The following is a 22,375-nucleotide window of genomic DNA, read 5'->3' on the forward strand; positions in this document are numbered from 1 at the left end:
TTCGGTTTCGGAGTGTTCCGAATAAGCCAGTCAAATGAGCATCGTAGCGTCACTTGCCGGGAACCAGTCGCTCAACCGTTGCGGGCAGGTCGCGGAAATGATCGATGACTACATCCGGCTTCAGCTCCGCGATCGGGGTGTCCGTATAGCCGAACGTCACGCCAATTACAGGCACATTGGCGCGGCGGGCCACGCCGACATCCGGCCCGGCATCGCCGACCATCACCACCGCCGACATCTCGCCGCCGGCCTGGGCGACGGTCTGCTGCAGGATCACGGGATCGGGCTTCGAGACGCCAAAAGTGTCGGCGCCGCAGATGGCCGCGAATCGGGCGGTGAGGCCCAGCTTTTCCAGCAGCCGTTTCGATAGCCATTCCAGCTTGTTGGTACAGACTGCGAAGCGGTATCCTTTTGCTTCCAGCACGTCGAGCGCTGCGATCAAGCCGTCGAAAGGGCGCGATTCATCGGCGATATGTTCGGCGTAATAGTCGATGAAATCGCCAGTCAGCTTGGTCACTTCCGCCGGTGTCATCTCGCGGCCCTCGACCTCCAGCCCGCGCTCGATCAGCTTCCGCGCGCCCTGGCCGATCATCTTGCGCGCCGATTCCAGTGGTACGGGCGCAAGACCTTCGCGGGCCAGTACGTGGTTGAGGGCGCTGATCAGATCAGGGGCGGTATCGACGAGGGTGCCGTCGAGGTCGAAAACGACGAGGGGGCTTTGGTCATGGGGGATCGCTACCGGTCCGGAAGCGATCCCGCAAGGGGGCATAGCCCCGCGGATCGCTCCCGTTATGGCCAGATATGGCAAGTCTGTATTCCCTGGGAATGCACGCCTTGCACCCTGTTCCTGCCCCCAAACGTCGCTAGATATGCCGCGCCTCCCGCTGACACGGGGCGATGCCAATAAGGACTGCCGCTGCGATGAATATGGACGAGCTGAAACGACAGGCTGCCGCCAAGGCGCTGGAACACGTGCAGGGTGGCATGAAGCTCGGCCTTGGCACTGGCTCGACCGCCAAGCACTTCGTCGATCTGCTCGGTGAGCGCGTGAAAGGCGGCCTCAAGATCATCGGCGTGCCGACCTCGGAAGCGACCCGCATCCAGGCTGAAGCCTGTGGCGTGCCGCTGACTACGCTCGACGAGATTGACCACCTCGACCTGACCGTGGACGGCGCCGATGAGGCCGATCCCGATCTCAACCTCATCAAGGGCGGCGGCGGTGCGTTGCTGCGCGAGAAGATCGTCGCGGCGGCCTCCGACCGCATGATCGTGATTGCCGACGACAGCAAATGGGTGCCGAAGCTCGGCCGTTTTCCGCTGCCCATTGAAGTGATCCCGTTCGGTCTCGGCGCCACGCGCCGCGCTATCGAAAGCGTGTTCGCGCAATGTGGGCTGACGGGCGAAATGGTCGTTCGTCCCGGCAAGGACGGCCATGCTTTCGTCACCGATGGCGGCCACTGGATTCTGGATGCCAAGCTCGGAACCATTACGGATGCACCGCGCCTTGGGACGCTGCTCGGTGCCATTCCCGGCGTCGTCGAACATGGACTGTTTATCGGCCTGGCGAACACGATCGTGCTCGCTGGTTCGGATGGAATTCGCGTCGTTGAGCGGCCCTAAGGCTGCGATCTCAAGGAGACTGTCATGAAGACCCTGTCGAAAATGCTGCTGTCCGCTGGCCTCGTGTTTGGCGTCGCGGCCGTCACTTTGCCGGCCTCTGCACAGGCGCCGGCTCCCGCCGCCGAGCGGCCGATCAAGCCGGCATCGCCGGCCGCCATCGGCTACGCCAAGGAAATCCTGCAGATGAAGAATGCGAGCGCCATGTATGCGAACGCCATTCCGAACATGGTCCAGCGCGTCAAGGATTCGCTGATGCAGAGCAATCTGAATTACCAGAAGGATCTCAACGAGGTCGCTGTCGTCGTTGCGCAAGCGAATGCCGGCCGCGACAAGGAGATCGGCGAGCAGATGGCGAAGATCTATGCCAGCGACTTCACCGAAGCCGAGCTGAAGGATCTCGCGGCGTTCTACAAGTCGCCGCTCGGCCAGAAGCTGCTGCAGATGGAGCCGCAGTCGATCTCGGCCAGCGTGAACTACATGCAGCAGTGGGCGCAGCAGTTTGCCGAGCAAGTGAACGGCCAGTTCCGCGCCGAAATGCGCAAGCGCGGCAAGGAAATTTAATGGTGGCAGCCTCTTCACCTCTCCCCACCGGGGAGAGGTCGGCGTGTAGCGCCGGGTGAGGGGGCTTTTAACGTCGGAGTGTAGGGTACCCCTCACCCGATCGGCTTCGCCGCTCGACCTCTCCCCGGAGAGGAGAGGTGAAAGAGTACTCGATCGCAGTTCGGAGTAATTCATGTCCAGCAAGTCTGACTTCGACGTCGATCTCTTCGTCATCGGTGGTGGATCAGGCGGCGTACGCGCCGCCCGCATCGCTGCCGGCTACGGCGCCAGCGTCATGGTCGCCGAGGAATATCGCTTCGGCGGCACCTGCGTGATCCGCGGCTGCGTGCCGAAGAAGCTGATGGTCTATGCCTCGCATGTGTCGCGCGAGATCGACGATGCCCGGGGCTTCGGATGGACCATTCCGACTGCCACATTCGACTGGCCGACCTTCATCGCGGCAAAGGACAAGGAAATCGCGCGGCTCGAAGGCATTTACACCACCAATGTGGAGAAGCCCGGCGCGAAGACCGCCAAAGCGCGCGCGGTGTTCGAGGATCCGCATACGCTGAAACTCAGCAATGGCGAGACGGTCCGCGCAAAGAACATCCTGATCGCGACTGGTGGCACGCCGAGCCATGGGCCGGACATTCCCGGCATCGAGCATGTCATCTCGTCGAACGAGGTCTTTCATCTGCCGGAGATGCCGAAGCGCATCGTCATTCAGGGCGGTGGCTATATCGCGCTGGAATTCGCCTGCATTTTCGCCGGCCTTGGCTCCGCCGTCACCGTGGTCTATCGCGGCGACAACATTCTCCGCGGCTTCGATGAAGATGTCCGAGCCCATGTCCGCAAGGAGATGGAGAAGCAGGGCATCACCATCCTGACCGGCTGTACCGTGAAGGCCGTGGACAAGAACCGCCACGACTTCTGCGCCCATCTGTCGGATGGTGCGAGCATCTCTGCGGATCAGGTCCTGTTCGCCATCGGTCGCCACGCGAATACGAAAGGGCTCGGTCTGGAAAAGGCAGGCGTGCATTTCAAGCACAGCGACGGCTCAATCCTCGTCAACGAATTCTCGCAGACCAATGTCCCGCATATCTATGCGGTAGGCGACGTCACCAATCGCGTGAACCTTACGCCGGTGGCGATCCGCGAGGGCCACGCCTTTGCCGATACCGTGTTCGGCGGCAAAACCGTGAAGGTCGATCACTCGAATATTCCGACGGCGGTGTTCACCCAGCCGGAAGTCGGCACTGTCGGCATGACCGAGCAGGAAGCGCGCGCCAAGTTCAGTCACGTCGATATCTACAAGACCGATTTCCGCGGCATCAAATCCACCATCTCCGGCAGCGACAGCCGCGTGTTGATGAAGCTGATCGTCGATGGATCGACCGATGTGGTGGTCGGCTGTCATCTCGTCGGCCCCGAGGCCGCGGAGCTGATCCAGATCCTCGGCATCTGCATCAAGCTGAAAGCAACCAAGGCTGATTTCGACGCCACCGTGGCGGTGCATCCGAGTGCGGCGGAAGAGCTGGTGACCATGCGCACGCCAACCGCGCGTTACGTGCGCGAGGCGGCGGAGTAATAGTCGGCCGACCGTAGCCTGCAACTCTTAGCTGTCGTCGTGTCTATGCTTTCTGAAGCGCCGCAGCCGCAGACGATGCGAGCAGGAATAGTCGGTGCGGGGTCGCCGGAAAAGCGTGGAAACCGAACGTTTCGTAGAAGGCCGCTGCAGGCGCGTCCTTGGCGTCGACGATGATGGCGAACACCGCCAAGGATCGCGCCGCACCGAGGATACGGTGAATGGCATCGGCCAAAAGCAACTCGCCGATCCCCTGACCGCGGACGCGGATATCGCGTGCCAGACGACCGATCAGTGCAGCGGGGATCGCGTCGTAGCGCGGGAGCTTGCTGGACAGTTCGGCAGGAAGATCCGCGAGCGCGAGGGTGAAGCTGCTTAGGCTGTAAAACCCGATGACTTCGTTTGTGTCATCAGTGGCCACGAAGACCCGGGCAATATTGCGGCGTTCGTCCTGGCTTGCCCGCTGCCGGAACCAGGCATCGATATCGGGCTGTCCTGAATTGAACTCGCTGCGCTGGTGTTGCTTGTCGAGCGGGGCGATCGCGTAGCGCAATGGTCAGCCCATGATGTCGTGATGTCTGCGCAGTGCCGCTACCAACTTGGCAGTAGGCTCCGGACGACTGGCAACGGCATCGAGGAACGCATCGCGGTCTGCGCCTGTCAGCACCATACGCTGGTGTTCGTCGAGTACACGCCGGGCACCTTCATAAGCAAGATCGCCCGCGGTTAGGCCGCTCACGCTCATGGCGCGCTGGATCAGCTCTTTGGCTGATGCAGCAACGCGCAGCTCGATGCGCTCCTTCTTGAGTTCGCGCTTTGTTGTCTTTGGTGTCGAGGCGGGCATGAGCGTTCCTTCTGCAGAAACGTACGGTAAAACCCCGTGCCCGTCAAATGAGCCGCCGTTTGTTCGGTTACTCTTCCATCTGCAGCCATTCCGCCGCCCCGCGCCACAGCGTGTCGCGATGCTCCGGGCGGAAGAAACCGAAATGTCCGATCTTGTCGCTGCCGGCCTCGATCGGTCGGATTGAATCGATATCCGGCTTGATCGAGGTAAAACCTGCGCACAGCATCTCCACGGCCGCACGCGTCGCCCATGGATCATCGGTGAAGCTCAGTGCGCGCAGCGCGCCGCGATAGCGGGGGAAATTCACGAGTGCGCGCAGCTTGCGGTCGTCGAAGAAGTAGTTGTCGCTGGTGACCCATTTAGCCCATTCGAGGAATACGTTCTTCGGCAGGTCGAGGCCGAGCCCGATCTTGCCGGGCGCATAGCCCATCACCTGTGCCAGTGATGGTCCGATGAATTTCATCAGCGCGTAGATGCGGTAGTTCTCCGGCGGCGTCATCAGCCGCCATGTGCCTGCCTGCGCGGCCACCAGCAGTGCGCGCGACACTTCGGCATTGTTCGGGATCAGCCCCAGCGCCTGGCCGCCGAAGGAATGGCCGACAAAGCCGAGCGGCAGCTTGTAGCGCTCGCGCATCCAGTCCACCGCGGCCACCACATCGAGCGCCGCCCAATCGGTCATGGAGGCCCGGAAGCCGCGCAGCGAGGTCGTGCCCTTGGGCCGGGAATCGCCGGTGCCGCGATAGTCGTAAGTGAGGACGGCACAACCGCGGGACGCCAGATAGCTGGCAAAACCCTTGTAGATTTTCCGTGGTACGGCGGTGGCGGAGTTGATCAGCACCGCATGCGTCCTGACGCCACGGGGCAGATACAGCGTTGCCCCCAGCGAAAATCCGTCAGCGGCCACAATCGTGATGTCGTCGGAAAATGCGTCGTCAGGAGACGCGTCCGGCAGTCTCATCCTTTAGTTCCCCAGCTAGCATGCGCAGCAAATGCGAATTCGATTGTTCGTGCAAGGGCTTGGGGCGCATGATCGGACGCGGGGAGGCTGGATTTCCAACTGGCGGAGCCCATATGACCCATGTATAACGCGACCTCCGTCGCCACCTAAGGCGCGGTTTTCAGGAGACAATTTCATGTCCGAGCGGTGGACACCCGAGAGCTGGCGGGGCAAGCCCGTCATGCAGATGCCGGAATATCCGGATGCGAAGGCCCTAGGCGACGTCGAGGCGCAACTCGCCACGTTTCCGCCGCTGGTTTTTGCGGGTGAGGCCCGTAACCTGAAGAAGCAGCTCGCCCGAGTGGCCAACGGCGAGGCTTTCCTCCTGCAGGGCGGCGATTGCGCCGAAAGCTTCGCCGAGCATGGCGCGAACAATATTCGCGACTTCTTCCGCGCCTTCCTGCAGATGTCGGTCGTGCTCACTTATGCTGGCGCACTGCCGGTGGTGAAGGTCGGCCGCATCGCCGGCCAGTTCGCCAAGCCGCGTTCGTCGCCGATCGAGAAGGCGAACGGGCAGGAGCTGCCGAGCTATCGCGGTGACATCATCAACGACATCGCCTTCACGGCGGAATCGCGCGTGCCGGATCCGCAGCGCCAGCTGATGGCCTATCGCCAGTCGGCCGCGACGCTGAACCTGCTGCGCGCCTTCGCATCGGGTGGCTTTGCCAATCTCGGCAGCGTGCATCAGTGGATGCTCGGCTTCCTCAAGGATTCGCAGCAGTCGCGCCGTTACAAGGAACTGGCGGACCGTATCTCCGACGCGCTGAACTTCATGCGCGCCTGCGGACTCGATCTCGAGGCTCATCCGGAGCTGCGTTCGACGGATTTCTACACCAGCCATGAAGCGCTGCTGCTCGGCTATGAGCAGGCCTTCACCCGCGTGGATTCCACGACGGGCGATTGGTACGCGACCTCCGGCCACATGCTGTGGATCGGCGATCGCACGCGCCAGCTCGACCATGCGCATGTGGAATATTTCCGCGGCATCAAGAATCCGATCGGCCTTAAGTGCGGTCCGTCGCTCAAGTCGGATGAGCTGCTGAAGCTGATCGACATCCTGAACCCGGACAACGAGCCCGGCCGCCTGACCCTGATCAACCGCTTCGGCCATGAGAAGGTCGGCGAGCATTTGCCGGGCTTCGTTCGCGCGGTGCAGAAGGAAGGTCGCAAGGTGGTGTGGTCGTGTGATCCGATGCATGGCAACACGATCACGTCGAATTCGGGCTACAAGACTCGCCCATTCGACCGCATCCTGTCCGAGGTGAAGTCGTTCTTCCAGATCCACCAGGCCGAAGGCACCCATGCCGGCGGCGTGCATCTGGAAATGACCGGCCAGAACGTCACCGAATGCACCGGCGGCGCCCGCGCGATCACCGACGAGGACCTCAACGACCGCTATCACACCGTCTGCGATCCCCGCCTGAACGCCGAGCAGTCCATCGACATGGCGTTCCTGATCGCCGAGCTGCTCAAGACCTCGCGCACGGGCAAGGAGCAGCCGCTTCCGGTTGCGTCGGGCCTGTAAGTGGCGGGCCTTTAGGTGGCGGCCTTTAGATGAATCGGCTCTGGCGAGCCACCATCAACTCCTGGAATGGTCTCCGCTCCGGCTTTACGTCGGAGCGGGCCATTCGCGAGGAGATAGTTGCGCTTGTCCTGTCACTGCCGCTGGCTTTCCTGATAGGCACCACCATGGCCCGCCGCATCGAGATGATCGCGGTGGTGATGCTTGTCCTCACGGTCGAGCTGCTCAACACCGCTATCGAGAAACTGGCCGACCGGGTCACGATGGAGCACGATTCACAGATTGGTCGTGTGAAGGATCTAGGCTCCGCCGCTGTCGCCATCGCGCTTCTCATCGCCGGCATGGTGTGGCTGTTCGCGCTGGGTGAGCGGGTGGGGATGTTTTGATACTCGGTGGCGCGACGGCGCTCCGTTCACCTCCCCCGGTGCGAAGCGAAGCTTCGCTAGAGGGGGGAGGTCGCCGCGTCTTCGCGGCGGGAGAGGGGGAGCCACACACTCCGATGTCATGTGTGGCGCCCCCTCTCCCTAACCCTCCCCCGGTTGGGGGAGGGGACGCAGCGGAGCTCGTTGCGACATGTGAGCGATACATTGTCAGTGGTTGCGAACCACCAGCCCAGAGGCTTCAATATCCCCATGACAAATACCCGCTTCACCATCACGCTGGCCCAGCTCAATCCGACCGTGGGCGACATCGCCGGCAATGCCGAGAAAGCACGCAAGGCGCGCGCTCAGGCAAAAGCCGACAGTGCCGATGTCGTCGTGCTGCCCGAACTCTTCATTGCCGGCTATCCGCCGGAAGACCTCGTGCTCAAGCCGGCTTTCCAGATGGCCTGCCGGGCCGAGGTGGAGGCGCTTGCCCGCGAGACCGCCGATGGTGGCCCGGCGATGCTGGTCGGCACGCCCTGGGTCGATGGCGGCAAACTCTACAATGCCTGCGCGCTGCTCGATGGCGGCCGCATTGCGGCGATCCGCTTCAAGGTGAACCTTCCCAATTACGGCGTGTTCGACGAGAAGCGCGTGTTCGCCCGCGGCTCGGTGTCCGGGCCCGTCACCATTCGCGGCCTGCGCGTCGGCGTGCCGATCTGCGAAGACACCTGGATGGAAGAGTCCGCCGACTATGAGGACGTGGTCGAGACGCTGACCGAGACCGGCGCCGAAATCCTGATCGTGCCGAATGGCTCGCCCTATGCCCGCGGCAAGAATGATCTGCGTTTGTCCGTGCAGGTCGCGCGCGTCACCGAGAGTCATCTGCCTCTGGTCTATCTCAATCAGGTCGGCGGCCAGGACGAACTGGTGTTCGACGGCGCATCGTTCGTTTTGAACGGCGACCGCTCGCTCGCCGTGCAGCTGCCGTCCTTCACTGAGAACATCACCACCATCACGTTTGAGAAGACGAACGACGTCTGGCGCTGCAGCGGCCCGATCGCAAAACTGCCCAAGGGAGACGAGGGCGACTATGCCGCCTGCGTGCTCGGCCTGCGCGACTACGTCAACAAGAACGGTTTCCCCGGCGTGCTGATGGGCATTTCCGGCGGCATCGATAGCGCGCTGTGCGCAGCGATCGCAGTCGATGCGCTCGGTGCCGATCGCGTGCGTGGCATCATGCTTCCATTCCGTTACACGGCGCAGGTGTCGCTCGACGATGCCGACAAGCTCGCGAAGGCGTTCGGCTTCCGGTACGAGATACTGCCTATCGCTGATGCTGTGAACGGTTTTGAGAAGATCCTCGCCGAGACCTTTAAGGGCTATGAGCGCGATATCACCGAAGAGAACCTGCAGGCCCGAACCCGCGGCACGCTGTTGATGGCGGTGTCGAACAAGACTGGCGCCATGGTCGTGACGACCGGCAACAAGTCGGAAATGTCGGTGGGCTATGCCACGCTCTATGGCGACATGAATGGCGGCTTCAATCCGATCAAGGATCTCTACAAGACCCAGGTGTTCCGCATCTCGACGCTGCGCAACTCATGGAAGCCCGAAGGCGCTATGGGCCCGGATGGCGAGGTGATCCCGAACAACATCATCATCCGACCGCCGACCGCGGAGCTGCGCGAAAACCAGACCGACCAGGACTCGCTGCCGCCTTACGAGATCCTCGACGCCATCCTCGAACGCCTCGTCGAACGCGAGCAGCCGTTGTCCGAGATCGTTGCCGATGGTTTCGAGAAGGACGTGGTGACGCGCATCGATCGGCTGTTGAACATCGCCGAATACAAGCGTCGTCAGGCCGCGCCGGGCGTGAAGGTCACGCGCAAGAACTTTGGCCGCGACCGTCGCTATCCCATCACCAACCGTTTTCGCGATCTGGCCCAGCCACTGCCGAAGCCGGACGAAGATCTTATCACGCGACCGGGCAAGGGGACGAGCGAAGCTTTCGAATAGCGCCGCAGCCGTAGGGCGGATGAGCGAAGCGTAATCCGCCGGCCGAGCTCATAACTGAAACTCCGCGGCGGATTACTGCTTCGCCTGATCCGTCCTACGGCTGATGGAGGACACCCCATGTCGCGTGCAGCTTCTGTCGGCGCGTTCGCCATCGTACCGAGCAACGATCTCAAGATCGCCGTCGCATTCTGGGAGCGGCTGGGTTTCGCACGCGCAGGCGGCGAGGGTGACTATGTCATCATGGCCGGATGGAATTGCGAGGTGCATGTGACGCAAGCGGGCGATGGTCCGTGGCGCGTGCCGGAAGCCAATCCCTTCGGCGTGTTCATTCGCACGCCCGATGTCGATGCCATCGCCGCACGGGTTGATGATCTGATCATCCGTCCCGGCGGCATCCTGCGCCACCGCGAATGGGGCATGTATGAAGTCGGCATCAACGGTCCCGATGGCCTGCTGGTCCGGATCGGATGGCCGTCGGATTTGATGAAAGCGGAGTAGTCAGCCGCCCTGTGCGATCACGCTATCCCACCACACCGGCTTTGCGGAGTTGGGCAATGTCGTCGGCGCTGCGTCCGATGCCGGCCAGCACCTCATCCGTATGCGCACCGAGCGCCGGACCCTGCCACTTCACTTCGCCCGGCGTTTCCGAAAGCTTTGGCGAAATGCCGGGCATCTTCACTTCAGTGCCGCCCGGCAGCGTGGCCGGCAGTATCATGTCGCGTGCGATGAAATGCGGATCGCTGACGATATCGGCCACCGAATAGATGCGGCCTGACGGCACATCCGCAGCTTCCAGTGCGTCGAGCACGGCGTCCATGCCGAGCGTGCCGGTCCAGTCCGAGATCGCCTGATCGATCATGGCCGTCTGCGGCACGCGACCATCATTATGGGCGAGGGCTGGATCGTTTGCGAGATCGGGGCGCCCGATCACATTCATCAAGCGCTTGAAGATCGCATTGCTGTTGCCGGCGATGACGGCATATTGGCCGTCCGCGGTCTCATAGGTGTTGGACGGCGTGATGCCCGGCAACGAGCCGCCCGAGCGCGTGCGGATCTGTCCGTCCAGCGCATATTCCGGCACCGTGCTTTCCATCATGTTGAACACGCTCTCATAGAGCGAGACATCGACGATCTGTCCGCCGCCTTGTCCGGTCTTCACGCGGAGCAGCGACATCAACGCGCCCATCACGCCATGCAGCGAGGCGAGGCTGTCGCCGATGGAAACGCCGACGCGGGCGGGCGGCGCATCGGGGCTGCCGGTGGTGTAGCGCAGCCCGCCCATCGCTTCACCGATGGCGCCGAAGCCGGATTTGTCACGATAGGGGCCGGTCTGGCCGAAGCCTGAAATGCGCACCAGCGTCAGGTTGGGATTGAGCTTTGACAGCACGTCCCAGCCGAGCCCGAGCTTCTCCATGCCGCCGGGCTTGAAATTCTCGATGACGACATCGGCGGAGGCCGCGAGATCGCGCGCGATCGCAAGGCCCTCAGGAGACTTCAGATCGAGTGCGATCGACTTCTTGTTGCGCGACTGCAGATACCACCACACCGACGTGCCTTGATGCAGCTTGCGCCAGGTGCGCAGGGGATCGCCCGATCCGGGTTGTTCGATCTTGATGACCTCGGCGCCGAATTCCGCGAACAGCCTCGCTGCGAAGGGCGCTGCGATCAAGGTACCGAATTCGACGACGCGAATGCCCGCGAGTGGTCCGCTCACTTTTGTATCCCCCAACGTTATTTTCGTAGAGCGGATTAGCCGAAGGCGTAATCCGCCGGCCGAATTCAAAATTGAAACTCCGCGGCGGATGACGGCTTCGCCTCATCCGCCCTACGGCAAAGCACTACTGCTTCGTATTGTTCGGCAGGAATTGTGGGCCGACCTGACGGATCTGGCCGGGATTGCCGGGCGCTGCAGGTTGCGCCGGTGTCGCGGCGGGAGCTGCCTGCGCAGGCGCCGCGTTCTTCTTCAGCGCAGCCGGCGTGCCCTTCTGCGGCTGCGACATCTGCTTGGCGCGTTCCTCGGTGACGATGACGTCGCCGGCGGCCTGCGCCGCGGCCTTGTCATCGATGTTCTTCAGCGCGTCGGACCAGGTCTGACCCTGCGCCTTGCACGAGCAGGACGGGTTGAATTCGGTGCGATACTTGAACGCATTCGGCGATGACGAGTAGGGCTGGCCCGAGATCGAGACCGCGGCATTCATGTCTTCGCCGGGATTGCGATAGGTGTAGAGATTGGCGTCCGAGGCCGGGCACTGCGCCTTGCAGGCGCGCTCGTCATCGGCGAAGCGCGCCGGGATCGTGGTGAAGGAAATCGGGAAATAGAAGCCGTCGCAGGTACGCACGCAGACGGTGCGGAACGTGCCCTGCGGCACCGCGCTCATCATGTCGCCGCCCGACGGGATATCGCCGGGGCTGGATTCATTGTTGCCGAACAGATTGCTGAGAAAGCCGCCGGGGCCGGAATTCTGCTGCTGCTGGCGTGCAGCAGCAGCATATTGCGGGCCGCAATTGTTCTGCGCGAGTGCCAGCAACACCGAGCGGCGCTGGCTGTCGCGATCCGAACTGCCGGGCGTGCCCACGCGCAGGCGCTCGAGGCTCGTGGTCATCTGATCGAGATTGCCACGCATCTGCTGGATCTGGTTGTTCACCGGGCCGCATTGCGCGGACTGGCCGGAAAACAGCGAGAAGAAGCCCGAGGAGTCGCAGCCCATGCGCCGGGCCTGCTGGGTGACGCGATCGAGCTCGCTTTGCTGGCGGCTGACGGAGTCTTCGTAGCGACGGATCTGGTCGGCGCGCGCGGGATCGAGGCCGTTGCCGCGATCAATGCTGCTCAGTTGCGCTTCGAGACGTCCGCACATCGGATTGGCGGATTGCTGCTGCTGCGCCTGGCCGGGCGGATAGACCTGTGCGGGGTAGGGCGGCGCGCCTTGGGCGACAGCGTCGCCATTCGATGCGGTGACGCCGACCAATGCGGCGCAGATGATGGCCCAGCGGGAAAGAGTGGCAGTCACAGGTTCAGACATCCGGTCAATGAACGAGACAATCGGCAGGTCGCAGCGAGACAGCATGATCCCGGTCGCGACCCGCGCCGTCATTGCCATACATAGGCGATGAAAATGCGGCACGAACACCGTTTCCATAGCCGCTTCCGGCCGTGGGGTCACGCCGATTCAGGTGCCCCACGATGGCCGCAGGCGCGACGCGTGGATGCCGCACCAACTACGCGCAAAAATAGTGGTTCAAGCGTCAGCGCTGGCAGGTAATGGCGATGAATTCGTCGCATTTGCCGCCCTGGCACAGGCCGCCCTGCGACGAGACGGAGCCGGTCACTTCATCGGGATCGACCCGGCGATAGGAGACTGCCTGCGTGAATGAGCGCGTCTTGCAATAAGACAAAGCCGCGTGCGCCCCGCATTTCTCGCCCTTGGCGAGGCACTGGTCGATGCCATAGCCGTCGGACTGGTTGGCGACGATGAAGACACGGGAATCGGCGAACGCGGCCGAAGATGCGACCGCGACAAAAGCGGCGGTCAGAACAGCTGAAATGACTTTCATAACCCACCAAGTGAATGAGGAACTCGCCCTCACTCGATAAACTCTAATGGTTAACAAGGGTTAACCACGGTGGCGGGGTAGGCAGCGAATAAGGCTGAAATGTGCCGGGCGCGAGCGTTTTCAGGGGAGGATGCGGTTGCATGGCGCCGCTTGACGCGCTCGGGGCCTGCCGCATGGTGCCGCCATGAGCGGTTTCCTCGCCATTTGTACCATTTGCCGCGAGATTACGAGCTAGCGATTCGCTGGCTGAGGCCGTCTTTTCTCATTCCAGAGATACCCAGACGCCCGGCCGACCAGCCGATGGATGTTCCATGGAACTGCGCCTTTACGATACCCTGACCCGCGAGAAACGGGTCTTCACGCCGATCTATGCCGACAATGTGCGGCTGTATGTCTGCGGCCCCACGGTCTACGACTTCGCCCATATCGGCAATGCGCGGCCGGTCATCGTCTTCGATGTGCTGTTCCGCCTGCTGCGTCACGTCTATGGCGAGAGCCACGTCACTTATGTGCGCAACATCACGGACGTCGACGACAAGATCAACAATCGCGCGCTCCGCGATTATCCCGGCCTGCCGCTGAACGAGGCGATCCGCAAGGTCACCGAGAAGACTGCCGATCAATTCCAGGCCGACGTGAAGGCGCTCGGTTGCTTGCCGCCGACGCATCAGCCGCGCGCGACCGAATTCGTGCTGCCGCGGCCGGACGGCAAGTCCGACATGGTGACGCTGATCAAGGAGTTGATCGCGCGCGGCCATGCCTATGAAGCGGCAGGCGAAGTGCTGTTCGATACGCAATCGATGCCGGATTACGGTGCACTGTCGGGCCGCAAGCTGGAAGACCAGCAGGCCGGCGCGCGCGTCGCCGTCGATGCGCACAAGAAGCATCCGACCGATTTCGTGCTATGGAAGCAGTCGTCACCCGAAGAGCCCGGCTGGGACAGTCCGTGGGCCGGGGGCGGCCCGGCTGGCATATCGAATGCTCGGCCATGTCGGCGGCTTATCTCGGCGCCACTTTCGACATTCACGGCGGTGGTCTCGACCTCATCTTCCCGCATCATGAAAACGAGATCGCCCAGTCGCGTTGCGCCCATGGCACGCATGCGATGGCGAATTACTGGATGCATAACGGCTTCCTGCAGGTCGAAGGCGAGAAGATGTCGAAGAGCCTCGGCAACTTTTTCACCATCCGCGACTTGCTGAATGACTGGCCGGGCGAAGTTCTGCGCCTGAACATGCTGAAAACTCACTATCGTTCGCCAATCGACTGGACTGTTAAAGGTTTGGAAGAGGCGCAGGTTCGTCTCAGCAACTGGGCGGAGTTCGCGGCCGAAAGAGTTGGCGATACTTTAAATAAGAAGCTCTTCGACACCGCAGTTAAGCATCTGATGGATGATCTGAACGTTCAGCCGGTTTTGCATACGCTGGATGAGACGGTCAAAAAGCCAAAGCCATCCGACCGCGATAGATACACGGTCTTTCGAATTCTCAAACTTTTAGGTTTTTCGGGTGGGAAGAATCACGTTTCCCAACTTGCAAGCCATCTCAATGGCGCACTCGCGCAACTAGCTTTCATTTCCCCTAATGAATGGCGAAATTTGGCGGTGGAGATATTGAGGCAGCCCGACCTGAAGAATGGTAGGGCTCGTCCGGCCGCAAGAGTGATTGCAGCTCTGCTAGCTCTTCAAGAACGCACCCCGGAGTTAGTGAGGCTTATCGAGCCAGCCAAGCCATCGCCGCGAGTGTTTGAGCTGTTCGAGCTAGCTATGAATCGTTCGGAAGTGGAAGAGGACGAGCTGACAATAGCTGCGAAAAAACTTGTGGCGCTCAGAAGTGAAGCTCGAGCCAATAGAGATTTCGCTGAATCTGATCGTTTGCGAGATGAGCTTGCAGCTATGGGAATCTCCATCAAAGATGGCAAAGACGCTGAGGGCAAACCCATCACCACATGGGAGATCGCGCGATGAGCCGTCCTGACACGCCGTTTCCAAAGCACTGGAAATATTACATCGTCCTGAAATGGGCCTTGATCGTCGGCGCCATCGCGCTGGCATTGAAGCTCGTGGGTTATTGGTGAGTGTGATGGCTAGCCAAAACGCCAAGCCTGGCCTGCGTCCGTTCCTGCCTGAAGACACCGCGATTGCTGCGGCAATCTATGTGGCGTCGATCGCGGAATTGACCGGTGACGATTACAGCGAAGGGCAGCAGGAAGCCTGGGCGCAAGCCGGCGATGACGAGGAGAAATTCGGCAAGCGTCTCGCATCGCAGCTGACGCTGATCGCGACGCTCGACGCCATTCCGGTCGGCTTCGCGTCGCTGAAGGGCGCCGATCACATCGATCTGCTCTATGTGCATCCAAATGCGGTGCTGAAGGGCGTTGCCTCCACATTGATCGATGCGCTGGAGAAGCTCGCCGGTGCGCGTGGTGCGACAGCACTCACCGTGGATGCCAGCGACACAGCGCTCGAATTCTTCATGAAGCGCGGCTATGTGGCGACCCAGCGCAACAGCGTGCCGCTGCATGACGAGTGGCTTGCGAATACGACGATGAAGAAGGCGCTGGGCGCAGGTTCGTAGCCTGCATGGAGCGTAGCGCAATGCAGGGACCAGCGAGAATGTCGAAGCGCTTGTCCCCGGATTTCGCTTCGCTCCATCCGGGCTACGCCTACAGCCGCGTCGCCACGTCCGGTGCCAACTTCTTGCCTTCGTCCGGAGCCTTGGCAGCAGCCGAGCGAAGTTTCGGCAGGATGTCCTCGGCGCGGTCGGCGGTCAGCACCTCCAGCGGCAGGGTCGGCCGGATGAAAGCGGTGCTGCGCATATGCGTCAGCAAGGTCAGCAGCGGCTCCCAGAAATTGTCGATATTGGCCAGCAGGATCGGCTTGCTATGCCGGCCGAGCTGCTGCCAGGTGAGCTGTTCGACCAGTTCTTCCAGCGTGCCGATACCGCCGGGCAGGGCAACGAACGCATCCGAGCGTTCGAACATCAGCCGTTTGCGCTCATGCATGTCATGGGTGACGATCAGCTCCTGGGCGCCGACCAGTGCGTTCTCCCGCTTGGTCAGGAATTCCGGGATGATGCCGGTGACGTGGCCGCCATGGTCCAGAACCGACTTCGCAACTGCACCCATCAGGCCGATGGAGCCGCCGCCATAGACGAGGCCGATACCGTTCTCGGCCATGGTCTTGCCAAGCGCGATCGCTGATTCGACGAAAAGGGGATTGGTGCCGGGGCCGGAGCCGCAATAGACGCAGATCGTTTTAAGTGTGCTCATGATTTGGCATGTGGCATTGCCCCATGACACGGTCAAGACGCGCCTGATCGCATGGCGGGAAATTGATCCCGGGAACACGCTACCGGCCGGAAAACTATTCTCCGCAGAGGTGCGACAATCCGCCAAAGCTCCTATATGAGCATTATGAGAATGACGTTTTCCTGCGCGGCCCGGCGCCGCTGCTTGCTTGTTGTCGGGCGCGATTGATGGCTGAGACCAATCCCAAACAGACGAATGGCGAGACGCCGGCGAAAGCGCTGGAGCAGGCCACATTGGTCGGCACCCTCGCGCATCTGTGGCCCTATATCTGGCCGGGCGACCGTGCCGACCTGAAGCGCCGCGTCGTCTGGTCGATGGTGCTGCTGCTGGTCGCGAAGGTCGCAACGCTGATCGTACCCTTCACCTTCAAATGGGCGACCGATGCGCTGAGCGGCACCGGTTCGGCGCCGGTCGCGCCGTCGAACTGGATGCTGTGGCTGATTGCGTCGCCGATCGCGATGACGGCGAGCTATGGTCTTGTGCGCGTCCTGATGGCCGTGTTCACGCAATGGCGCGACGGCATCTTTGCCAGCGTCGCCATGCATGCGGTGCGCAAGCTCGCTTATCTCACTTTCGTGCACATGCACGAGCTGTCGCTGCGCTTCCATCTCGAACGCAAGACCGGCGGCCTGACGCGCGTGCTCGAACGCGGGCGCGAAGGCATCGAGGTCATCGTCCGCATGGTGATCCTGCAGGCGATCCCCACGGTGGTCGAGCTGGCGCTGGTGATGGCGGTGCTGGTCTGGCAATTCGACTGGCGCTATGCCGCTGTGGTCGCGCTGACCATCGCCATATACTGCTACTTCACCTATGTCGCGACCGAGTGGCGGATCGAGATCCGCCGCAAGATGAACGAGTCCGACACCGAGGCGAATACCAAGGCGATCGACTCGCTGCTCAATTACGAGACGGTGAAGTATTTCAGCGCCGAAGCGCGCGAGGCGGAGCGCTATGACCGCTCGGTCGCGCGTTTCGAGCGCGCCAGCGTGAAGACCTATACGTCGCTGGCCGTGCTCAATGCCGGGCAGGCGGTGATCTTCACCATCGGCCTGACGCTGACCATGATCATGTGCGCCGTCGGCATTCGCAACGGCACCCACACCGTGGGCGATTTCGTCATGGTCAATGCCATGATGATCCAGCTCTATCAGCCGCTCAATCTCGTCGGCATGATGTATCGCGAGATCAAGCAGGCGATCATCGATATCGAAAAGCTGTTCGGCGTGCTCCATCGCGATACCGAGGTGAAGGACCGTCCGGGTTCGAAGCCGCTGTCCGTCGCCTCCGGCGCGATCCGCTTCGACGATGTGCGTTTCGCCTATGATCCGGATCGGCCGATCCTGAAGGGGCTGAGCTTCGAGGTGCCCGCCGGCAAGACGGTGGCCGTGGTCGGGCCGTCCGGTGCGGGAAAATCCACCATCTCGCGGCTGCTGTTCCGGCTGTACGACGTCTCAGGCGGACGCATCACCGTCGATGGGCAGGACATTCGCGACGTCACGCAATCGTCGTTGCGCTCGGCGATCGGCATGGTGCCGCAGGACACGGTGCTGTTCAACGACACCATCCGCTACAACATCCGCTACGGCCGCTGGGATGCCAGTGATGCCGAGGTCGAGGACGCCGCCCGCATGGCCCAGATCGACCCGTTCATCCGCATGGCCCCAAAGGCTACGACACCGAAGTCGGCGAGCGCGGGTTGAAGCTGTCCGGTGGCGAAAAACAGCGTGTGGCGATTGCGCGCACGGTGCTGAAGGCGCCGCCGATCCTGCTGCTGGACGAGGCGACATCCGCGCTCGACAGCCACACCGAACAGGAAATCCAGGACGCGCTGGAGAAGGTGTCCAAGGGGCGCACCTCGCTGGTGATCGCGCATCGGCTCTCTACCATTGTCGGCGCCGACGAGATCATCGTGCTGGAGCAGGGCCGTATCGCCGAACGCGGCACCCATGCGCAGCTGCTTGTCGCCGATGGCCTTTACGCCAGCATGTGGAACCGGCAGCGCGAGGCGGAAGCGGCGCGCGAGAAGCTGGCGCAGATCGGCGAGGATAATGTCACCGCCCCGAACCGCCGGCCACCCCCGGTCGCGGAGGAGGGGGGCGAAGAGGCCGTCACCCGGCCTGACGCTGCGGAATAGTTCTTTCCCCTCGCCACCGCGCAGCGTAGCTGCGTGGGGGAGAGGGTGGATCGACCGCGATAGCGGTCGAGACGGGAGAGGGGGATGTCGCGGGAGCAAGCCAAAGCCTTGCGCAAGGACATGACGGATGCCGAACGGCGTCTGTGGTATCTCCTGCGCGCGCATCGCTTCCAGGGATTCAAGTTCAAACGTCAGGTGCCGGTCGGGCCGTTCGTCATCGATTTCGCCTGCATGGGGCTCAAGGTGCTGATCGAGGTCGATGGTGGGCAGCATGCCGAGAACGAGGCCGATCTCCGGCGGACGAAATGGCTCGAAAGTCGAGGGTTTCGCGTTTTGCGGTTCTGGAATAATGAGGTGCTCAAGAATACGGGCGCGGTGCTGGAAGAGATTCTAAGCGCTGTGACTGTAGACAGCCCCTCTCCCGGCGCGCCGCTTCGCGGGCGCCACCCTCTCCCGCATGCGGGAGAGGGGAAAAAAGAACAGTGAGCCCATGTCCATCGCCAATTCCATCCGTGGCCAGATTCCGCCGATCCATCGGGAAGGCTATCCGTTCATCGGCATTTTCGCGCTGGCGAGCCTGGTGTTGTTCTGGATCTGGACCCCGCTCGGCTGGATCGGAACCGGTCTCACGGTCTGGTGCGCGCTGTTCTTCCGCGACCCCGTCCGCGTCACCCCGATCCGCGAGGGCGTGGTTGTGTCGCCGGCAGACGGCAAGGTTTCGATGGTGCAGCCGGTTCTGCCGCCGGCCGAGCTCGGCCTGGGCGACCAGCCGCTGCTGCGCATTTCGGTGTTCATGAGCGTGTTCAATGTCCATGTGAACCGCAGCCCCGTGGCTGGCCGGATCGAGCGCATCGCCTATCGGCCGGGCAAGTTCATCAATGCCGAGCTGGACAAGGCCAGCGAGGACAATGAGCGCAATTCGCTGGTCATCTCGACCCCCGGCGGCCGGATCGGCGTGGTGCAGATCGCCGGCCTCGTGGCCCGTCGCATCGTGTCCTTCGTGCGCGAGGGCCAGGTGCTGGGCGCCGGCGAGCGTTTCGGCCTGATCCGTTTCGGGTCCCGCCTCGATATCTATCTTCCCGAGGGCAGCAAGGCCCTGGTCGCGGTCGGCCAGACCGCCATTGCCGGCGAAACCGTGCTGGCGGATTTCAGCATCGGCGACGGTGGACGGACCTACCGGGTCGATTAACCGCGCCAACGGGCTTCCAGGCGTGTCTGGAGGCCCGACGGGCGGCATCATGGCGGAGCGGGGTAGGCTCTGCTAAGGGTGAACCATGCAAATGCCAGATCAATCCCAGACCCCCGACACTCGCCGACGCCGGTTCCGCACCATCCCGATCCGGATGCTGGTGCCGAATTTGATCACGCTGCTGGCGATCTGCGCCGGCCTCACGGCCATCCGGCTGTCCACCGAAGGGCGGATGGAACTCGCGGTGGCCGCCATCGTGTTTGCCGCGGTACTGGACGGCGTCGATGGCCGCATCGCCCGCATGATCAAGGGCCAGTCGAAATTCGGCGCCGAGCTCGACAGCCTCGCTGATTTCGTCAATTTCGGCGTGGCGCCGGGCCTGATCCTGTATTTCTGGCAGCTTCACGATCTCAGCAATGTCGGCTGGATCGCCTCGATGGTGTTCGCCATCGCAGGCTCCCTGCGTCTGGCGCGATTCAACGCGACCATGGACGATCCGGACAAGCCGGCCTTTGCGGCTAATTTCTTCACCGGCATGCCGGCGCCGCTGGGCGCCATCACTGTCATGCTGCCGGTGTATCTGTCGTTCCTGGACGTGCCGAAGCCGCCGGCGGTGGTCACCACGGCCTATGTGCTGGTGATCGCGTTCCTGATGGTGTCGCGCCTGCCGGTGTTCTCCGGCAAGGCCGTGAACATGCGGGTGCCGCGCGAGCTGGTGCTACTGATCTCGGCCTCGGTGGTGCTCTTCGTGGCGCTGTTGATCGGCTATCCCTGGCACATGCTGTCGCTGATATCGGTCTTCTATCTCGCCACCCTGCCATTCGGCTGGAAGTCGTATCGGCAGCATGAGCGCGCATTGGCGGCGCAGACGGCCGCCAGCGAGCAGCCGGTGGGGGCGTCGCCGCCACCCGAGGATCGGCCAACGCCTTTGCCCTGATCGGCAACCCAGAACATCCGGCAACGACCGGAGCAAAAATCAAAAAGGGAGAAAACAACGTGACCAAGCCCGAACCGCTGCTGCCTGAATCCGTGCTCGAAGCGCTCCGCCGCATCGATACGCCGACCATCTGCAATGCGCTGGAGCTGGTGGCGCCCGAGCGTCGTCTGATCGGTTACACGACGCGCCCGCTGGTTTGCCCGTTTCCCGATCTGCCGCCGATCGTGGGCTATGCGCGCACCGCGACCATTCGCGCCACAACGGCGTCGGGTCTGCCTGCCGCCGAGCAGAAGAAGCGCCGGCTGGACTATTACGAATATGTCGGCAGTGGCCCCGGACCGCAGATCAGCGTGATCCAGGACATCGACGGTCCCGATGCCGGCTATGGCGCGTTCTGGGGCGAAGTGAATAGCGCGATCCACAAGGCGCTCGGTTGCCTCGGCGTCATCACCGACGGTTCGATCCGCGATATCCCGCAATGGGCGGAAGGATTTCAGGCGCTGGCCGGCTCGCTCGGCCCGTCGCATGCGCATGTGCATGTCACCGATTTCGGCAAGGAAGTGCGCGTCGCCGGTATGACGGTCGCGTCCGGCGATCTCATCCATGCCGACAGCCATGGTGCCGTGGTCATACCGCCTGACGTGGCCGCGAAGCTGCCTGAAGCAGCGGAATTGTGTGCGCGCCGTGAAGAGCCGATCCTCGCGGTGGCGCGTGATCCCGGATTCTCCATGGCCAAGCTGCGTGACGCGATGGCCAAGGCGGCCGAAATTCACTGAAGCAAACCGATATCGACGAGCGAAATGCGGAGACGGAAACGTCTCCGCATTTTTCGTTCCAGCGCCGGTTTGTCGCGTTAATTGCTGGTTAATGCGTGGTGAACGGTAACCCGTCCTTAATCGCCGTATCGTTAAGTGGCACCGTGCGCTGCATTGTGAGCGCGCCGCCGTCCAGGACGGGCGTTGGTCGATACGCGTTGGCGTCGGAGTTGTTATGGATATTACAACACTGCTGGGTTTTGTCGCCGGCGTAATCGTGATGGTGACGCTCGTCCTGATGGGCGGCAGCTTCAGCATGTTTTACGACATCCACGCCGTCATCATCATCTTCGGCGGGTCGTTCGCAGCAACCCTTATCCGCTTCCCGCTCTCCTCGATTCTTCACGGCATGCCGCTCGGCGCCAAATTCGCATTCACGCTGAGCCGCCTGAATGCCCGCGACCTCGTCGACGAACTCGCCCGCATCGCCGAGATCGCGCGCAAGCAGGGGCCTGTCGGTCTCGAAAAAGTCGAGACCAATGACGCCTTCCTCGCCAAGGGCATTCGCTTCGTGGCCGACGGCTACGACCTCGAATTCATCCGCGACAATCTCGAGCGCGACCGCGACAACTTCCTCATGCATCTCGACGAAGGTTCGAAGATCTATCGCGCCATCGGCGACTGCGCCCCGGCCTTCGGCATGATCGGTACGCTGATCGGCATGGTGCAGATGTTCTCGAACATGTCGGACCCCTCGAAGCTCGGCCCGTTCATGGCGGTGGCGCTGCTGGCGACGCTGTATGGCGCCATCGTCGGCAACCTCATCTGTCTGCCCATCGCCGACAAGCTGCACGTCAAGGTGCTCGACGAGGAGACGAACCGCACGCTGATCATCGACGGCATCCTGATGATCCGTGACAGCAAGAGCCCGGCGCTGGTGCGCGAAATGCTGCTGGCCTATCTGCCCGAGAAGCATCGCCACGAAGAGGGTGAGCCGGTCCCGGCATAAT

General features: G+C 62.3%; 21 protein-coding genes and 3 pseudogenes. 16 read left to right on the forward strand and 8 right to left on the reverse strand.

The window, feature by feature from the left end; all coding sequences use genetic code 11:
- Nucleotides 1-49: 49 nt before the first annotated feature.
- Nucleotides 50-769 carry a phosphoglycolate phosphatase gene (gene gph / locus RPMA_RS11420; protein WP_211912912.1) on the reverse strand — a complete coding sequence of 240 codons (720 nt, stop codon included), beginning with the start codon at nucleotides 767-769 and terminating at the stop codon, nucleotides 50-52.
- Nucleotides 770-921: 152 nt separating this feature from the next.
- Here gph and rpiA point away from each other — a divergent pair, with 152 nt between their 5' ends.
- From rpiA to gor, 3 genes are all read left to right on the forward strand, one after another.
- Complete coding sequence (gene rpiA / locus RPMA_RS11425; RefSeq protein WP_211912913.1) at nucleotides 922-1,620, forward strand: ribose-5-phosphate isomerase RpiA; 699 nt, start codon at nucleotides 922-924, stop codon at nucleotides 1,618-1,620.
- A gap of 24 nt (nucleotides 1,621-1,644) precedes the next feature.
- Nucleotides 1,645-2,181, forward strand: coding sequence for a DUF2059 domain-containing protein (locus RPMA_RS11430; RefSeq protein ID WP_211912914.1), 537 nt, complete (start codon nucleotides 1,645-1,647; stop codon nucleotides 2,179-2,181).
- 172 nt (nucleotides 2,182-2,353) lie between these two features.
- Nucleotides 2,354-3,748, forward strand: coding sequence for a glutathione-disulfide reductase (gene gor, locus RPMA_RS11435; protein ID WP_211912915.1), 1,395 nt, complete (start codon nucleotides 2,354-2,356; stop codon nucleotides 3,746-3,748).
- Between the two features lie 43 nt (nucleotides 3,749-3,791).
- On the opposite strand, the gene RPMA_RS11440 is transcribed toward gor, so the two are convergent.
- The 3 genes from RPMA_RS11440 to RPMA_RS11450 form a co-directional block, all read right to left on the reverse strand.
- Nucleotides 3,792-4,298, reverse strand: coding sequence for a GNAT family N-acetyltransferase (locus tag RPMA_RS11440; protein WP_249225637.1), 507 nt, complete (start codon nucleotides 4,296-4,298; stop codon nucleotides 3,792-3,794).
- 3 nt (nucleotides 4,299-4,301) lie between these two features.
- Complete coding sequence (locus tag RPMA_RS11445) at nucleotides 4,302-4,589, reverse strand: type II toxin-antitoxin system TacA family antitoxin (RefSeq protein WP_211912916.1); 288 nt, start codon at nucleotides 4,587-4,589, stop codon at nucleotides 4,302-4,304.
- A gap of 67 nt (nucleotides 4,590-4,656) precedes the next feature.
- A complete protein-coding gene (locus tag RPMA_RS11450; RefSeq protein WP_211912917.1) occupies nucleotides 4,657-5,547 on the reverse strand; it encodes an alpha/beta hydrolase family protein in 891 nt (296 codons plus the stop codon).
- Between the two features lie 175 nt (nucleotides 5,548-5,722).
- Here RPMA_RS11450 and RPMA_RS11455 point away from each other — a divergent pair, with 175 nt between their 5' ends.
- The 4 genes from RPMA_RS11455 to RPMA_RS11470 all read left to right on the forward strand — a co-directional run bounded on the left by RPMA_RS11455 (nucleotide 5,723) and on the right by RPMA_RS11470 (nucleotide 9,987).
- A complete protein-coding gene (locus RPMA_RS11455; protein ID WP_211912918.1) occupies nucleotides 5,723-7,111 on the forward strand; it encodes a class II 3-deoxy-7-phosphoheptulonate synthase in 1,389 nt (462 codons plus the stop codon).
- Between the two features lie 29 nt (nucleotides 7,112-7,140).
- Entirely contained in the window at nucleotides 7,141-7,494 is a 354-nt protein-coding gene (locus tag RPMA_RS11460) for a diacylglycerol kinase (RefSeq protein ID WP_211912919.1), read from the forward strand.
- Between the two features lie 246 nt (nucleotides 7,495-7,740).
- Nucleotides 7,741-9,489, forward strand: a complete 1,749-nt coding sequence (locus RPMA_RS11465) for an NAD+ synthase (RefSeq protein WP_211912920.1) — start codon at nucleotides 7,741-7,743, stop codon at nucleotides 9,487-9,489.
- 117 nt (nucleotides 9,490-9,606) lie between these two features.
- Nucleotides 9,607-9,987 (forward strand): VOC family protein, encoded by a 381-nt coding sequence (locus RPMA_RS11470; RefSeq protein WP_211912921.1) that lies wholly within the window; start codon nucleotides 9,607-9,609, stop codon nucleotides 9,985-9,987.
- A gap of 22 nt (nucleotides 9,988-10,009) precedes the next feature.
- On the opposite strand, the gene RPMA_RS11475 is transcribed toward RPMA_RS11470, so the two are convergent.
- The 3 genes from RPMA_RS11475 to RPMA_RS11485 form a co-directional block, all read right to left on the reverse strand.
- Entirely contained in the window at nucleotides 10,010-11,203 is a 1,194-nt protein-coding gene (locus tag RPMA_RS11475; RefSeq protein WP_211912922.1) for a CaiB/BaiF CoA transferase family protein, read from the reverse strand.
- Between the two features lie 124 nt (nucleotides 11,204-11,327).
- Complete coding sequence (locus RPMA_RS11480) at nucleotides 11,328-12,509, reverse strand: DUF2865 domain-containing protein (protein ID WP_211912923.1); 1,182 nt, start codon at nucleotides 12,507-12,509, stop codon at nucleotides 11,328-11,330.
- Nucleotides 12,510-12,732: 223 nt separating this feature from the next.
- On the reverse strand, nucleotides 12,733-13,041 hold the full coding sequence (locus tag RPMA_RS11485; RefSeq protein ID WP_211912924.1) for a hypothetical protein: 309 nt from the start codon (nucleotides 13,039-13,041) through the stop codon (nucleotides 12,733-12,735).
- 311 nt (nucleotides 13,042-13,352) lie between these two features.
- Between RPMA_RS11485 and cysS the strand changes: the two are divergent.
- From cysS to RPMA_RS11495, 3 genes and pseudogenes are all read left to right on the forward strand, one after another.
- Nucleotides 13,353-14,545 (forward strand): annotated as a pseudogene (gene cysS / locus RPMA_RS11490) (cysteine--tRNA ligase); the annotation flags it as partial.
- A 312-nt stretch (nucleotides 14,546-14,857) separates the two neighbouring features.
- A pseudogene (locus RPMA_RS28720) lies at nucleotides 14,858-15,007 on the forward strand (CysS/YqeB C-terminal domain-containing protein); the annotation flags it as partial.
- Nucleotides 15,008-15,122: 115 nt separating this feature from the next.
- On the forward strand, nucleotides 15,123-15,617 hold the full coding sequence (locus RPMA_RS11495; protein ID WP_211912925.1) for a GNAT family N-acetyltransferase: 495 nt from the start codon (nucleotides 15,123-15,125) through the stop codon (nucleotides 15,615-15,617).
- A gap of 88 nt (nucleotides 15,618-15,705) precedes the next feature.
- On the opposite strand, the gene RPMA_RS11500 is transcribed toward RPMA_RS11495, so the two are convergent.
- Nucleotides 15,706-16,311: an LOG family protein gene (locus RPMA_RS11500; protein ID WP_211912926.1), complete on the reverse strand. Its 606-nt coding sequence runs from the start codon at nucleotides 16,309-16,311 to the stop codon at nucleotides 15,706-15,708.
- A gap of 206 nt (nucleotides 16,312-16,517) precedes the next feature.
- Between RPMA_RS11500 and RPMA_RS11505 the strand changes: the two are divergent.
- The 6 genes and pseudogenes from RPMA_RS11505 to RPMA_RS11530 all read left to right on the forward strand — a co-directional run bounded on the left by RPMA_RS11505 (nucleotide 16,518) and on the right by RPMA_RS11530 (nucleotide 22,374).
- Nucleotides 16,518-18,484: pseudogene (locus tag RPMA_RS11505) on the forward strand (ABCB family ABC transporter ATP-binding protein/permease).
- A gap of 108 nt (nucleotides 18,485-18,592) precedes the next feature.
- A complete protein-coding gene (locus tag RPMA_RS11510; RefSeq protein WP_249225639.1) occupies nucleotides 18,593-18,970 on the forward strand; it encodes an endonuclease domain-containing protein in 378 nt (125 codons plus the stop codon).
- A gap of 4 nt (nucleotides 18,971-18,974) precedes the next feature.
- On the forward strand, nucleotides 18,975-19,673 hold the full coding sequence (locus RPMA_RS11515) for a phosphatidylserine decarboxylase (protein ID WP_249225640.1): 699 nt from the start codon (nucleotides 18,975-18,977) through the stop codon (nucleotides 19,671-19,673).
- Nucleotides 19,674-19,764: 91 nt separating this feature from the next.
- Complete coding sequence (gene pssA / locus RPMA_RS11520) at nucleotides 19,765-20,610, forward strand: CDP-diacylglycerol--serine O-phosphatidyltransferase (RefSeq protein WP_211912929.1); 846 nt, start codon at nucleotides 19,765-19,767, stop codon at nucleotides 20,608-20,610.
- 59 nt (nucleotides 20,611-20,669) lie between these two features.
- Nucleotides 20,670-21,386, forward strand: a complete 717-nt coding sequence (locus RPMA_RS11525; RefSeq protein WP_211912930.1) for an RraA family protein — start codon at nucleotides 20,670-20,672, stop codon at nucleotides 21,384-21,386.
- Nucleotides 21,387-21,600: 214 nt separating this feature from the next.
- Nucleotides 21,601-22,374 carry a motility protein A gene (locus tag RPMA_RS11530; protein ID WP_211912931.1) on the forward strand — a complete coding sequence of 258 codons (774 nt, stop codon included), beginning with the start codon at nucleotides 21,601-21,603 and terminating at the stop codon, nucleotides 22,372-22,374.
- The last annotated feature ends 1 nt before the right edge of the window (nucleotide 22,375 follow it).

This window comes from Tardiphaga alba, from assembly GCF_018279705.1.
GTDB classification, from domain to species: domain Bacteria; phylum Pseudomonadota; class Alphaproteobacteria; order Rhizobiales; family Xanthobacteraceae; genus Tardiphaga; species Tardiphaga alba.

Bases quoted from the DNA above. Each gene is read 5' to 3' on its own strand.
- gph (WP_211912912.1), bottom strand. From the start codon at position 769: ATGCCCCCTTGCGGGATCGCTTCCGGACCGGTAGCGATCCCCCATGAC.
- rpiA (WP_211912913.1), top strand. From the start codon at position 922: ATGAATATGGACGAGCTGAAACGACAGGCTGCCGCCAAGGCGCTGGAA.
- RPMA_RS11430 (WP_211912914.1), top strand. From the start codon at position 1,645: ATGAAGACCCTGTCGAAAATGCTGCTGTCCGCTGGCCTCGTGTTTGGC.
- gor (WP_211912915.1), top strand. From the start codon at position 2,354: ATGTCCAGCAAGTCTGACTTCGACGTCGATCTCTTCGTCATCGGTGGT.
- RPMA_RS11445 (WP_211912916.1), bottom strand. From the start codon at position 4,589: ATGCCCGCCTCGACACCAAAGACAACAAAGCGCGAACTCAAGAAGGAG.
- RPMA_RS11450 (WP_211912917.1), bottom strand. From the start codon at position 5,547: ATGAGACTGCCGGACGCGTCTCCTGACGACGCATTTTCCGACGACATC.
- RPMA_RS11455 (WP_211912918.1), top strand. From the start codon at position 5,723: ATGTCCGAGCGGTGGACACCCGAGAGCTGGCGGGGCAAGCCCGTCATG.
- RPMA_RS11460 (WP_211912919.1), top strand. From the start codon at position 7,141: ATGAATCGGCTCTGGCGAGCCACCATCAACTCCTGGAATGGTCTCCGC.
- RPMA_RS11465 (WP_211912920.1), top strand. From the start codon at position 7,741: ATGACAAATACCCGCTTCACCATCACGCTGGCCCAGCTCAATCCGACC.
- RPMA_RS11470 (WP_211912921.1), top strand. From the start codon at position 9,607: ATGTCGCGTGCAGCTTCTGTCGGCGCGTTCGCCATCGTACCGAGCAAC.
- RPMA_RS11480 (WP_211912923.1), bottom strand. From the start codon at position 12,509: ATGTCTGAACCTGTGACTGCCACTCTTTCCCGCTGGGCCATCATCTGC.
- RPMA_RS11485 (WP_211912924.1), bottom strand. From the start codon at position 13,041: ATGAAAGTCATTTCAGCTGTTCTGACCGCCGCTTTTGTCGCGGTCGCA.
- RPMA_RS11495 (WP_211912925.1), top strand. From the start codon at position 15,123: ATGGCTAGCCAAAACGCCAAGCCTGGCCTGCGTCCGTTCCTGCCTGAA.
- RPMA_RS11500 (WP_211912926.1), bottom strand. From the start codon at position 16,311: ATGAGCACACTTAAAACGATCTGCGTCTATTGCGGCTCCGGCCCCGGC.
- RPMA_RS11515 (WP_249225640.1), top strand. From the start codon at position 18,975: ATGTCCATCGCCAATTCCATCCGTGGCCAGATTCCGCCGATCCATCGG.
- pssA (WP_211912929.1), top strand. From the start codon at position 19,765: ATGCCAGATCAATCCCAGACCCCCGACACTCGCCGACGCCGGTTCCGC.
- RPMA_RS11530 (WP_211912931.1), top strand. From the start codon at position 21,601: ATGGATATTACAACACTGCTGGGTTTTGTCGCCGGCGTAATCGTGATG.